The following is a 12791-nucleotide window of genomic DNA, read 5'->3' as shown; positions in this document are numbered from 1 at the left end:
AAGACGCACCTCTCCCGTCATGACTCATCTCAGCCACCGCTTGCCAGATGCTACCCGGCGCAGCCCAGCCGCTGCCGATCACAATTTTACCGGTTGCCTTGCCAACAAGGCGCACTTCTCCCGTCTTGACCTTTGGGTGACCTTGGGGTGGGTTAGGACACGGGCGCAAAACCGCCGTAATGGCTTTTCCACCCGCCGGTCATCATCCGGCGATGTTGCCGCCGGATCGGTCTGTCTTTGTGCTGCTGCATCATCATCACTTTCATCTGGCCCCAAACGCAAAAACCCGCAAAGCGAATCACGCTTTGCGGGTTTTGGTCCGGGCGCTTTTATCCCGTTGACTTTTTCTTTCTACCACAACAAAAAGAACAAATCAAGAACTTTCTTTGGGCTGCTCAAAAAAAACACCGGCCAGAATTTCCGACCGGTGAGAGAGTTTGGCTGTCTGCAAGACAGCAGGGAGACACGGGAAAACGAAACAGAGTGTGCACCTATCCGTTGGCAGTCTTGCCGGATGGGGTTGCAAAGGTATCGGCATAATCCTTGCGCAACTGCGCCTTCTGGATTTTGCCCATCGTGTTGCGCGGCAATTCGTCGAGCATCCAGATGCGTTTGGGCACCTTGAATTTCGCAAGCTTGTCCTGGGTGCGTTTGATGATCGCGTCTGCATCGGGCTTGGTGCCCTTGGCCGGGACGATCACCCCGGCAACCGCCTCGCCAAAATCGGGATGCGGCAGGCCAAAGATCGCGACTTCCTCGACCTCGTCATATTCGGCAATGATTTCCTCGACTTCCTTGGGATAGACGTTGAAACCACCCGAAATGATCAAATCCTTGTCGCGCCCGACAATGGTGACATAACCGTCTGCGCCGATGGTCGCCAGATCGCCGGTGATAAAGAAACCGTCCTTGCGAAACTCGGATGCGGTTTTTTCCGGCATCTGCCAGTAGCCTTTGAAAACGTTGGGCCCGCGAACTTCAAGCACACCGATTTCACCGACCGGCAGAACATTGCCATCCTTGTCGCAAACCCGCGCCTCGATCCCCGGAAGGGTCGGGCCGACCGCCCCCGGACGGCGTTCGCCCTCCAGCGGGTTTGACGTGTTCATGCAGGTTTCGGTCATGCCGTAACGTTCAAGGATCTTGTGCCCGGTCCGCTCAAAGAACGCATCATGGGTTTCCGCCAGAAGCGGCGCGGACCCCGACACGAACAGGCGCATATTGGCCACCAGATCCTTGTCAAACTTCGGATGCGCCAGAAGCCTTGTATAGAAGGTCGGAACCCCCATCAGAACCGTGGCATTGGGCAGGCGTTCCACCACGTCATCGGCATCGAATTTCGGAAGCAGGATCACCTTGCCGCCATTGACCAGCATGATATTGATCGCAACAAACAGACCATGCGTGTGGAACAGCGGCAGGGCATGCAAAAGCGTATCGCCCGGCTTGAAGCCCCATGCCTTATGCAGGGTCAGCGCGTTGGACCCCAGATTGCCATGCGTCAGCATCGCCCCCTTGGACCGGCCCGTCGTGCCCGACGTATACAGAATGGCGGCAATGTCATCCTTGGTCACGTCGGCGACGTCGCCATGCGGTTTGGCATTGGCGGCCAGATCATTTAGCGTGCCATCGCCCTTGTCGCCAAGCGACAGGACCGCACCAACATTGTTTTGCGCGCCAAGGGTTTTGGCGGCATCAATATGGGCCGGACGGCAGACAAAAACGCGCGGCGCGGCATCGCCAAGGAAATAGGCGATTTCATCACCGGTATAGGCCGTGTTCAGTGGCAGGTGAATCGCGCCAAGCTGAAGGCAGGCCAGATAAAGCGCAACCACATCGGATGATTTGTCGATCTGGGCGGCAACCCGGTCGCCCTTGACCACGCCATGATCGGCAAGAACCGTGGCATAACGCGCGGTACGATCCAGCAACCAGGCAAAGCTGCGCTCGGTGCCATCACGTTCGATCAGGAAGGTACGCGCGCGATCCGCCGGGAAACGTTTGGTAAATTCGTTGAAAAGATTATCCGACATGGTTCTGTCCTAGTTTCCCGTAAGCTGCATGACCGATTTCGAAACGGCGATTTTGCCGTCATTCATCAGCGCTTCGTGGTTTCGTTCAATATCATCAAGGTGATAGGCGTAATTGACCATCATCCCGCCTGCCTGACGCAAGCCTTTGGACGACGTATCGCCCAGCCAGTTGAGGCGTTCAAGCTGTGCCCCATTGCCAAGATGGAAGCGCGCGGTGGGATCAAGCGGCGATTTGCCGCGCTTGCAGGTCGCAAGATAGCGCGCACACAGCATCATCGCCGGTTTTTTCAGTTCGGCGGTTTTTTCCGCATCCTCGATCCAGCTGTCGTCTTCCATCGCGGCAAGGACGATGGCGGCGATATCGGCGTCGTCAGACTTGCTTTTCTGGCGGGTGCGCAGCCATCCCATGAAGCCCGGAATCGGCGACAGGGTGGCGAATTGTCTGAGTTTCGGGAACTCGCGTTTAAGCTCCTCGACCACCTGTTTGATCAGGAAATTGCCAAACGAAATACCCTTAAGGCCCGATTGGCAGTTGCTGATTGAATAGAAAATCGCGGTATTGGCCTTTTGCGGGGCCGTTTCATCGATTTCCGGTGCCAGAAGCGCCTGAACACTGTCAGCAAGGCCATGCACAAGGGCAACTTCGACGAAAATCAGCGGATCATCGGGGATCGCCGGATGGAAAAAGGCAAAGCACTTGCGATCCGTTGCCAGACGACGGCGTAGATCATCCCAGCCCTGAATTTCATGAACCGCTTCGTAGCGGATCAGTTTTTCAAGTATGGAGGCCGACGTATCCCAATCGATATGACGCAGTTCAAGGAAGCCCCGGTTAAACCAGCTTGTCAGCAGATGCCCCATATCGGCATCAAGCGGCTCAAGGTGGCGGTTTTCCTTGATCAGACCCAGAAGCGTTTCACGCATGTCGACAATCGCACGCGTACCGCCCGGTGCCATGTTGATCCGGCGCAGAAGCTCCTGCCGGGCGGGTTCCGACGCATGGGTCAGAACCGCCAGATTGGCTTCGGACGGATCCTTGGCAAAGGCTTCGGCGGCCTTTCTGACTTCGGTGCGGTTGGCGCTGAAATCGTTCTGCATCATTTCAAAAAAGCGCAGATGATCCTCTTCGGGCAGGGTTTCCCAAAGGCGCACCACTTCGCGCGCAACGGCGGTGCCGCGGGCTTCGCCCTTTTGCGACACAAGGTCCTTGCACATTGCCTTTAGCTGGGCAAACGGGTCCTGCGGCGTCGAAAGCGGCAGGTCGAGAAGCTCCCGGCCGCGATCGGCAATACTGGAAATCCAGCTTCTAACGGAAATTCCGGACATTTTAACTTCCTCCTATGACCGTTTCGGGAAGCCATGTGGCAATTTGCGGGAAGAAGCACAGGATCACGATGGCAACCACCATGCACAGCACATAGGGCATCGCACCTTTCAGGATGGTTTGCAGGCGGATGTCAGGTGCAATCCCGTTAATGACATAAAGGTTCAGGCCAACCGGCGGCGTGATCAGGCCGATTTCCATGTTGATCGTCAGGATTACCGCAAACCAGTAGGGATCAAAACCGGCATTGACGATCACCGGCAAAAGGATCGGGGCCGACATCAGGATCACGGCAACCGGCGGCAGGAAGAAACCGCTGATCAGCAGGAACACGTTGATGAACCCCATCAGAACCCAGCGGTTGACGTCAAGGGCGGAAATCCACTGTGCGATGGATTGGGTGATGAACAGCGACGACAGCATGTAACTGAACAGACCGGCAGCCCCGATGATCAGAAGGATCATCACCGATTCACGGGTCGTGTCGCGCATGATGTTCCAAAGCTTGCCCGGCTGCCACATGCGATAGATGATCATCGCGACAATCAGGCAGAACAGCGCGCCAACACCCGCCGTTTCGGACGGCGTTGCAACCCCGCCATACAGCGCGAAGAGAACCGCACAGATAATGACGATGAACGGCAGAACACGCGGAAGGATTTCAAACTTTTCCTTCCAGCTATAGGTCACCGATGCCAGTGCAACCGATGCATTGCCCTGACGCCAGGTCGAATAAAGCGACCAGGCCATGAACAGCGCGGTCAGCATCAGACCCGGCAGAAGACCGGCAAGGAACAGGCGCCCGATCGATGTGTCGGTCGAAATGCCGTAAACAATCATGGTGACGCTGGGCGGGATCAGAATGCCAAGTGTACCACCGGCCGCGATTGACCCGGCGGCAACCGAACTCGGGAAACCGCGTTCACGCATGGCGGGAATGCCCATCTTGCCAATCGCGGCACAGGTCGCCGGTGACGACCCCGACAGGGCGGAAAAGATCGCGCATGCCCCCAGGTTGGAAATGACCAATCCCCCCGGCACACGCGTTAACCAGCGATCCAGCACGGAATACAGATCACCACCCGCACGGGATGATGCGACAACCGCCCCCATCAGGATGAACATGGGGATGGCGAGAACTTCGAAACTTTCGAGTTTGGAAAACAGGATTTCAGGCAGCAGCGGCAGCGCGCTTGCGCCATCGAAAATCCAGATAAACCCGACACCGACCATCAAAAGACCGATACCGACCGGAATACCGGAAAACAGGATCAGGGTGGTGACAATGCCAACGAGCGCGGCAAGAGAAAGCGGATCCATTGCACCGGCTCCTTAAAACGGGTTGTCTTCGATATGGAAGGCTTTCGACCGGTTGGTCAGAAGGCACATCAGATCGGCGAGGAATTGCAGGAACAGCAGGCCAAAACCGACCGGCAGCATCAGGTAGGGCTTCCACAATGCGGGGGCCCAGATCGACGGTGATTTCCACCCGCCCTGATAGGCTTCGATCACCAGTTCGATGCCGTAAAAGGCAAACATCGCACTGATGGCAAGGCCGCACAGCAGGGTCGCAACCGCAAGCAGTTTGCGCGCCCCGCGTTTCAGATACATCGGCAGAAGATCGACATTCACATGCCCGCGCAGCAGCTGCACATAAGGCAGACCGATCAGGGTGCCGCCGATCATCAGGTAAATCACGGCTTCTGTCTGCCAGACGGTCGAGGAATTCAGGATATAGCGGATGAAGACCAACTGGCAGATCAGCAGCATGGCAATGAAGAACATCGATGCCGCGACAACACCACAGGTCTTTGACAGGAAGTGAACGACATTGACTGCGTGATCAAGCGGGCCACGCGGTTTCATCGGATCAGGGCGCGTCCCTGTGCCGGTGCTACCGGTTTTTTCAGGCAGCGGTTCGACATCGGGTGGCGGCGGGAAACTGTTATGGTTCGACCGCGCGCGCGGTGCGCCATCGCCTTCGTCAGGCAGGTCGACCGGAAGGGAATTGGGAAAAACTGCGTTCGCCACGCTGGGACTCCTGAAGATCAAGCTCGTCGCAAAAAAGCGGAAAACGAAGTGGCGCCGGCATGCATCCGGCGCCACGAGACCATTATTCTACGGCAAGAGCCATATCGAGCAGTTCCTGACCGCCCGGGGTTTCTTCAACAAACTTCGCATAGGACGTCTGTTTAGCAAGTTCCTGCCATGCCTTGAAGTCGGCGTCGGTCAGATCAGCGATTTCAACACCGGCATCCTTGAAAACCTTGACGCTGTTGGCATCTTCGTTACGGGCTTCTTCGGAATAGAACGCCTCGGCCTTTTTGGCCGCCGCGGCAAGGGCATCTTTCTGGGCGTCGTTCAGACCGTCATAGGTTTTCTTCGACATCAGAACCGGCTGATACATGAACCACAGCGCGTTGGCACCCGCCGGGGTGTAGCATTTGACCTGTTCATAAATGCGGTATGAAACGAAGCTGGCAGAACTGGTGTTGGTGGCATCCAGAACGCCGGTCTGCATGGCCGGATAGATTTCCGAGCTCGGCATTGCGGCGATGGATGCACCGGCACCCTGAAGCATCTGTTCGAACGATTTGCCAGCGGCGCGGATCTGCAGACCTTTGACGTCATCCGGAACCCGGATGCAGCCCTTGGTCGAGGCAAAGCCACCGGCCAGCCAGCCCTTGGCAATGGTAACAACCCCGTTTTCATTCAGGAGTTCTTCCATCTTTGCCATGAAAGGCGAGTTGTTCAGGCGTTCGGCGTGGTCATGGTTTTTAACCAGTGCCGGCATCAGCGTCAGGTTGGTTGCTGGAATACGGCCACCTGCATAGGCCAGCGGATAGACGATCATGTCAAGCTGACCGCGTTCCATCGGCGTCCACTGTTCGTTCGCCTTGAACAGCGAGCCGGACGGGAAAATCTGGATTTCGAGATCGACATTGGCCGCTTTGACTTCGTCGGCAATGATCTGGGCGACCTTGTGGCGGACATCGCCGGTCGACCACTGATGCGACAGCTTGAGCGTTTCCGCATCAGCGTTCGAGGACATGCCAAAAGCAGCGATGGACAGGGTAATAGCGGCGACGGACGCCGTAAGAGTACGTTTGAAAATCTTCATCTTTTCCTCCCGGATGAAGCATGCGTTTCTGGATGCATTTGTGACGTGTTGACACGTCTTTTTATTGGTGCGGATTTCGCAATATCAAAAAGCGTTACAGATTTCTGGCATCCTGTCTATGGATTTTTGTATACCAGAAATGTGTATTGCGGTGCCACAGATGTGCGCTCAAGGATTGCAGCCATTTTAGCCGTTTTTTGCAGATAACTTTTGCGATGCAGCAGAGTTTCGATGCAAAGCAGCACGTAAAAGGCTTTGCGCGGTACCATTTTCTATGTTCTGGTATACCACGATTGCAGCGCAAGGATGAGGCTTCTCATGTCACGGAACGGCAAGCTCGCCACCGATCTGGTTCAGAAACTTGAACGCGATATTGTCACCGGTGTTCTTAAGCCCGGCGACAAGCTGGACGAGCGCAGCCTGTCGGAACGGTTTGGTGTTTCACGTACCCCGGTCCGCGAAGCGTTACAAACGCTGGCGGGGTCGGGGCTGGTGGCGACCATGCCTCGGCGCGGCACCATCGTTGCCTCGATCACCGTGGCCGATCTGATTGAAATGTTCGAAGTCATGGCGGAGCTTGAGGCAATGTGTGCCCGGCTTGCCGCGCGCCGGATGGCGCGCGCCGACATTGAAAAGCTGATCGCACTTGGCAATGAATGCGGCACGCTTCAGGAACATGCAGACGCCGATGCCTATTACGAGGCCAACGTCAATTTCCACGAAGTGATTTACGCCGGATGCCGCAACAGCTTCCTTGAACGCCAGACCAAGAATGTGCGCAACCGGCTCGCACCCTATCGCCGTTTGCAGTTGCACCGGCCGGGGCGCGTGAAAAAATCCAATGCCGAACATTCCGAAATCCTTGATGCGATTTCGACTGGCGATGCCGAACGGGCGGGCCGACTGATGCATCAGCATGTCGCGGTTCAGGGCGAGGCGTTAAACGATCTTCTGGCCATTGTGCCGCGTGGTTACCTTGAGCCGCTGGCGAGCTAGATTTCTTCGGAACTTTGCGCTAAAACCCGCGCATGGCAAAGAAACGTTTGGATCAGTTGCTTGTTGAACGCGGATTGGTGGAAACCCGGTCCAAGGCACAGGCTTTCATCATGGCAGGCAATGTCTTTAGCGGCGAGCAACGGCTCGATAAGCCGGGGCTGCAATGCAAGGAAGACATTTCGCTGACCCTGCGCGGGCAACCCCATCCGTGGGTATCGCGCGGCGGGCTCAAGCTTGAAAAGGGTCTGGCCGAGTTTGGCGTCGATGTCACCGGTTTTACCGGCATTGATGTCGGATCCTCGACCGGCGGTTTTACCGATGTGCTTTTGCAAAACGGTGCGGCCAAGGTTTTCGCCGTTGATGTCGGGCAGGGGCAGCTTGACTGGAAACTGCGCAATGACGACCGGGTTGTCGTGATGGAAAAGACCAATGCGCGTCACATCACGTCCGAACAAATTCCCGATCCCATCGATATCGTCGTCTGCGACGCCAGCTTCATCGGCCTTCGCACCGTGCTTCCGGCAAGCCTTGATCTGGTCAAACCGGGCGGTTGGCTGATTGCATTGATCAAGCCGCAATTTGAAGTCGGCAAGGAACGCGTCGGGAAAAAGGGCGTGGTCCGTGAACCGGAACTGCATCAGGAAGTCTGCGACACCATTTCCGACTGGCTGGCAAGTCTGCCCGGCTGGCAGGTGCTCGGCATCGCGACAAGTCCGATCACCGGGCCCGAAGGCAATGTCGAATTTCTGATCGGCGGGCGCAAATCGGCGTAATCAACGCCGATTTGCGCCAATAGTGATGGGCTTATTTACCGATCACTTTCAGGAAATGATCAATCCCGGCTTGGGCGCAATCCTGATCCTGCGGCGGGGTGCCTGAACTGACGCCGATTCCGCCGACAACATCGCCATCAACCGATACCGGCAATCCACCGGCGACAATCGAAAGACGACCGCCGACTTCGGAATCGATTCCGAATGCTGGCATGCCCGGCTGGGCCGCGGCGGCATATTCATGGGTCGCCTTGCGCGCACCCGCGGCGGTGAATGCCTTATCCTGGGCAATCGTGGTGCTGGTGACCTTGCCGCCATCCATGCGTTCAAAGGCAATCAAAACACCGGATTCATCGGTGATGGCAATGCACATCGGAACGCCGATTTCAGTTGCACGGTTGCGTGCACCTTCGATCAGGATTTTGGCATCATCGATCGACAGGCGTTTGATGGTCAGCATCGGGCTTCTCCGGCAGGTTTATCGTTAAAATCACGCATTATGCCGGGGCATCTTATGGTTTGCCGTCTTCTTCGATCAACCCGATAAAACGTCTTTTTACATGGTGGAAGCATGCGCAATCACGGGGTCGGTTTAGACCCGCTCGCTGGTGGTGCTTCGGGCTGGCGCAAGGGCGGCAATTGCGCCAAGTGCCAGTTCCCGAACCGCCGGATTGGCCTGTTCGCGGACCAGAAGGGCGATATCGACCTTGGGCAAGCCGGGCAATGATGGATCATCGATAATCTGCATTCCGGCATACTCCGCGGTGCATCTGGGCATTGCGCCGATGGCGTGGCCGCCGTCAACAGCGGTGATGATCATGGAATTGGAGTCGCTGCTGTGGCTGATCCGAAACGCGATATCCTGGCGCGACAGGGCATCGGTCACGTAATGGCGAATGACGCAGCCATCGTGGAACAGCGACAGCCGTAACGGCCGTGCCTGATGATCAAAACCGGCATCGGCCACCCAGACCAAGGGTTCGGATGTGACATGCAGGCTGGGCGTGTCGGGGTCGGCGGTCAGGATGGCCAGATCCAGATCGCCATTGGCAACCCGTTTGCCAAGATTTCGGCTGATATCGGCGTGGCAGCTGATTTCCGTGTCCGGCAGGCGGATCGCCGCAATCCGCAAGATTTCCGGCAGGTAAATCGCGGCATAATCATCCGGAAGGCCGATGCGCAAAATTGAGGGGGCAGCATCCAGAAGATCGGCCAGCATCTTGTCATTCAGGCCGATGATCCCTTCGGCATAGGATTTGACGACAAGGCCGGTCGTGGTCGGGGTAATGGCATTGCGATCACGCGTGATCAGCGGCGCACCAACGGTATCTTCAAGCTTTTTAATCTGCTGGCTGATGGCTGGTTGCGTGCGGAAAAGTCGTTCGGCCGTGCGTGTGAAACTTTGCGTATCCAGCACGGTCAGAAACGTTCTGAGCAGATCAATATCGACATTGAGAAGAGCCATAAGCGCAATTTATCCCGACGATAAGGCGAAGCAATTTCACATCGATATAGCACCGCTGCAAGATAAGCGCTATCAGCCAAGGCGCATTTTGCACAACCTGCACATCGCCCCCGTTCCGAAAGACCAGACCATGCCCCATGTCTTGCCCGACATCCTGCGCAATACCGGAAATGCATCTGCTATTCCCTCCGCCACCACGGAAATTGCACCGGGGACCGAAAGGGTCACGCCGATGGTCCAGTCATCATTCTGGGCCATTTTAACCCTCGTAGTTGCGGCAATCCTTATGGGGCTTGGTCCGATTTTTGTGCGGTTCAGCGGTGTGTCACCCGATGCCTCGGCTTTCTGGCGTGTTGCGCTTGCTGCTCCTTTGCTGGGCGCGACCGTCTTCTTGATGCCGGCAGGATCATCAAAACCAGCGGTCGGAAATGGTGTTTCCGTGCGCAAGCGTGATACGGGTTTGATGATCCTTGCCGGTCTTTTATTTGCCGCCGATCTGGTCGCCTGTCACATGGCGATCGAAATGACGACGGTCGGCAATGCGATTTTGCTTAACAACCTTGCACCGGTGATTATCGGGTTTCTTGGTCTGTTTGGCATCGCACGCAAACCCGGCGTGATGTTCTGGTGCGGGGTGCCGTTTGCGATTATCGGCGGTTATTTCCTGTTTCGGGCCAGTGAAACCGGCGCAGGATCGATGCAGGGTGATGCCTTTGCCGTTCTGGCGGCCTTTTTCTATGCCGGATATCTGATTGTCATCAGCCGGTTGCGCCGCAATCACAGTGCCGCATCAATCATGTTCTGGAGCACCCTGACCACCATGATTGCCTTGGGCGTGATGATGGTGATCAAAGGCAATTTCGTCCTGCCGCCACATATAACAGGCTGGCTGGCGCTGATCGGTCTTGCGATGCTGGTGCATGTTTTGGGGCAGGGGATGGTGTCGGTCGGGCTGAAGCGCGTGGACGAGGCGACCGGATCAATGATCCTGCTGTTGCAGCCCTTTGTCGCCTCGATCCTTGGGGCTGTCATCCTGGGCGAGATGCTCAATGAGTGGCACATCATGGGCAGTGCGGCGGTGGTTGTGGCCCTTCTGATCGCGACCCGTCGTCGCCGCACGCTTTAGGCTTGATCTTGGCACTATCTGGCAATCATGAACCAAAGGGTGCCAACCGGCATCAGGGTTGCTGCAATGCCCAGCATCGTCCAAAGCCTTACACATTTATCATAGGCATCTGGCATGATGGTTTCACCCGCCGCCACCGTCTTGGCGGCAATCCGCGACATATATAGTTGCAAGGGCAAAAGCCCGACCAGCCAAAGGGTTGCCGCCATGGCAAACAGACTGATGCCAATCGTCAGATGCGGGCTATCGGAAAGCGAAACGCCTCCGGCATGAAAAAGACCAACCCCACCAATCACGACCAGAGCCGCGCCAAAGGCGGTAAAGGCCAGATCGGTGACATTCACCAACCGGCAGGCAAAGGCGATGATCACCGGGTTTCTGGTGCGATCGGCCAGGCTTTTCCATACCGCCGTAACGATGATATTGCCCAGAAACAGTACGGCACCCAGAAGATGAATGAATTTAACGGTGGTATATTCCATCGCGGACAGCCTTCGAATTTTGGGATATCGGAAACGGGAATTTCAGATCAGGTATTGTCCGGTGCGGTCAGGTCCTCGGCAAGCAGGCCCAGAACAAAATCGTCCAGTTCCTGATCGGCAGGCGGGACAATCATGCCGTCAATCACCAGCATGGCGATACCGTGTGCGCGGCTCCATGCGGCCAGCGCGCGGTTATAGGCGGTGGCCGCCTCGTTCAGGGTCATGTCGGCACGGCGATCAACCGATGTAACGGCGCGCTGCAACACATCAAACGCATTATCGGCTGCTTCGCGAAGTTCGGGATATTGATCCAATGGCGGGCGTTCCCGGCCAAAGATCAGGCGAAAATGTTGCGGGAAATCGACTGCGAAATGCACATAGGCCGCACCCAGCGCCATGATGCGCTCTTCGTGTTTTTTGATATTTGCAGCAACATTTTCAAGCCGTTTGGCAAAGCGTTCAAACGCATCAATCGCTACTGCCGCCAAAATGCCATCCTTACCGTCAAAATGGCGATAGGGTGCTGCTTCCGAAACACCGGTAAGCCGCGCAAGACGTCGCAACGACAGGCCACTTGGGCCTTCTTCGGTCAGGATGTTTTCAGCTTGCTGTAGAAGGACATTACGGACGTCGCCGTGGTGGTATTTCCCCATAAACTCGTATCTCGATTTTCTTATGTTAACTTCGTTAACTTTACTGACTTAGACGAGTATGTGCAAGCCCGTTTTTGTCTTTCAGATCGACATGAAAAGATTTTAAAAATAGGGTGTTGCTCTCGGGTTTTCTAAAGCGAGAAACTGTACAGCAGGTTGGGAAGATGTTTGGTGAACCCCCTAAAGAAAGGCGTCGGTTTTGGCTTTTTTTCATCGCTGCGATGCTGGTTATCGTGGGGAGTGAGAGACTTTGGGCGTTTCTGCCTTCTGAGGTGCCGCCGGGACTTGCCTTTGATGAATTCAATAAGCGCTGTGTCGTTAACGTTGATGACTTTTCAGTGCTTGCCAACGATGTGGAAATTGCCCCTTACCTTATTGATGGCGAGCGCATGAAAGCCGCCTTCTCCGAGGGGAAGGCCTATGCGTGGCAATACGAGCACAAGTCTTACGACGAGTTTTCTGTGTTATTGTCTGTAACGGAAAACAGTACCTGTACTGTGCTGATGTCCGGGCAGGGTTTCGATACGATGAAAAGTGCACTGGAAAGTGGACTGGATGGAAGAATCAAACAGATCGATCTTCCGCCAGAACGACCGGGAACGGTTTCATATGTTCTGTTCGACGAGTCTGGTTTTACTCGTCGTGCGATCATCGTTTTGACCCCGGTAGCAAAGAAGGGTTTTGACTTTGGTGTTGCTTTAGTCAAACCAGTGAATAGCCATTTTCGTGATGGAACCACGCTGGATGACTATTCTGTTTTTGAGAAATAACCCCGATCGCGGCTTCGGGATTGTCTTGGGGGTATAGTGTCACGTGTG

13 protein-coding genes are annotated in these 12791 nt (G+C 55.8%); 4 read left to right on the top strand and 9 right to left on the bottom strand.

Features of this window, described 5'->3' with window-relative positions; all coding sequences use genetic code 11:
- Window positions 1-491 precede the first annotated feature (491 nt).
- The 5 genes from SMB34_RS10825 to dctP form a co-directional block, all read right to left on the bottom strand.
- Window positions 492-2033, bottom strand: a complete 1542-nt coding sequence (locus tag SMB34_RS10825; RefSeq protein WP_037990010.1) for a malonate--CoA ligase — start codon at window positions 2031-2033, stop codon at window positions 492-494.
- A 9-nt stretch (window positions 2034-2042) separates the two neighbouring features.
- The gene (locus SMB34_RS10820) at window positions 2043-3359 is read right to left on the bottom strand and encodes a malonyl-CoA decarboxylase (RefSeq protein ID WP_007090878.1); all 1317 of its coding nucleotides are present in this window, start codon (window positions 3357-3359) and stop codon (window positions 2043-2045) included.
- 1 nt (window position 3360) lies between these two features.
- A complete protein-coding gene (locus SMB34_RS10815; RefSeq protein WP_007090879.1) occupies window positions 3361-4677 on the bottom strand; it encodes a TRAP transporter large permease in 1317 nt (438 codons plus the stop codon).
- Between the two features lie 12 nt (window positions 4678-4689).
- Complete coding sequence (locus SMB34_RS10810) at window positions 4690-5388, bottom strand: TRAP transporter small permease (protein ID WP_037990007.1); 699 nt, start codon at window positions 5386-5388, stop codon at window positions 4690-4692.
- A gap of 82 nt (window positions 5389-5470) precedes the next feature.
- Complete coding sequence (gene dctP / locus SMB34_RS10805; RefSeq protein WP_037990004.1) at window positions 5471-6478, bottom strand: TRAP transporter substrate-binding protein DctP; 1008 nt, start codon at window positions 6476-6478, stop codon at window positions 5471-5473.
- 318 nt (window positions 6479-6796) lie between these two features.
- Here dctP and SMB34_RS10800 point away from each other — a divergent pair, with 318 nt between their 5' ends.
- Window positions 6797-7474, top strand: coding sequence for a GntR family transcriptional regulator (locus SMB34_RS10800; RefSeq protein ID WP_037990001.1), 678 nt, complete (start codon window positions 6797-6799; stop codon window positions 7472-7474).
- Between the two features lie 32 nt (window positions 7475-7506).
- The gene (locus SMB34_RS10795) at window positions 7507-8247 is read left to right on the top strand and encodes a TlyA family RNA methyltransferase (RefSeq protein ID WP_037990000.1); all 741 of its coding nucleotides are present in this window, start codon (window positions 7507-7509) and stop codon (window positions 8245-8247) included.
- 31 nt (window positions 8248-8278) lie between these two features.
- On the opposite strand, the gene SMB34_RS10790 is transcribed toward SMB34_RS10795, so the two are convergent.
- Together SMB34_RS10790 and SMB34_RS10785 are read right to left on the bottom strand one after the other, a co-directional pair.
- Window positions 8279-8707, bottom strand: coding sequence for a GlcG/HbpS family heme-binding protein (locus tag SMB34_RS10790; protein ID WP_007090884.1), 429 nt, complete (start codon window positions 8705-8707; stop codon window positions 8279-8281).
- A 132-nt stretch (window positions 8708-8839) separates the two neighbouring features.
- Window positions 8840-9712 (bottom strand): LysR family transcriptional regulator, encoded by an 873-nt coding sequence (locus tag SMB34_RS10785; protein WP_037989999.1) that lies wholly within the window; start codon window positions 9710-9712, stop codon window positions 8840-8842.
- 130 nt (window positions 9713-9842) lie between these two features.
- Between SMB34_RS10785 and SMB34_RS10780 the strand changes: the two genes are divergently transcribed.
- On the top strand, window positions 9843-10838 hold the full coding sequence (locus tag SMB34_RS10780; protein ID WP_037989997.1) for a DMT family transporter: 996 nt from the start codon (window positions 9843-9845) through the stop codon (window positions 10836-10838).
- Between the two features lie 14 nt (window positions 10839-10852).
- Here the strand turns inward: SMB34_RS10780 and SMB34_RS10775 are convergent, their stop codons facing one another.
- Both SMB34_RS10775 and SMB34_RS10770 read right to left on the bottom strand, forming a co-directional pair.
- Window positions 10853-11320 (bottom strand): DUF2269 family protein, encoded by a 468-nt coding sequence (locus tag SMB34_RS10775; protein WP_037989996.1) that lies wholly within the window; start codon window positions 11318-11320, stop codon window positions 10853-10855.
- A gap of 47 nt (window positions 11321-11367) precedes the next feature.
- Window positions 11368-11973 (bottom strand): TetR/AcrR family transcriptional regulator, encoded by a 606-nt coding sequence (locus tag SMB34_RS10770; RefSeq protein WP_037989995.1) that lies wholly within the window; start codon window positions 11971-11973, stop codon window positions 11368-11370.
- A 164-nt stretch (window positions 11974-12137) separates the two neighbouring features.
- Between SMB34_RS10770 and SMB34_RS10765 the strand changes: the two genes are divergently transcribed.
- Window positions 12138-12743, top strand: coding sequence for a hypothetical protein (locus tag SMB34_RS10765; protein ID WP_156962671.1), 606 nt, complete (start codon window positions 12138-12140; stop codon window positions 12741-12743).
- Window positions 12744-12791: the final 48 nt, after the last annotated feature.

The organism is Thalassospira permensis NBRC 106175 (assembly GCF_000714555.1).
GTDB lineage: Bacteria > Pseudomonadota > Alphaproteobacteria > Rhodospirillales > Thalassospiraceae > Thalassospira > Thalassospira xiamenensis.
This window is presented reverse-complemented; position numbering and strand designations above follow the sequence as displayed.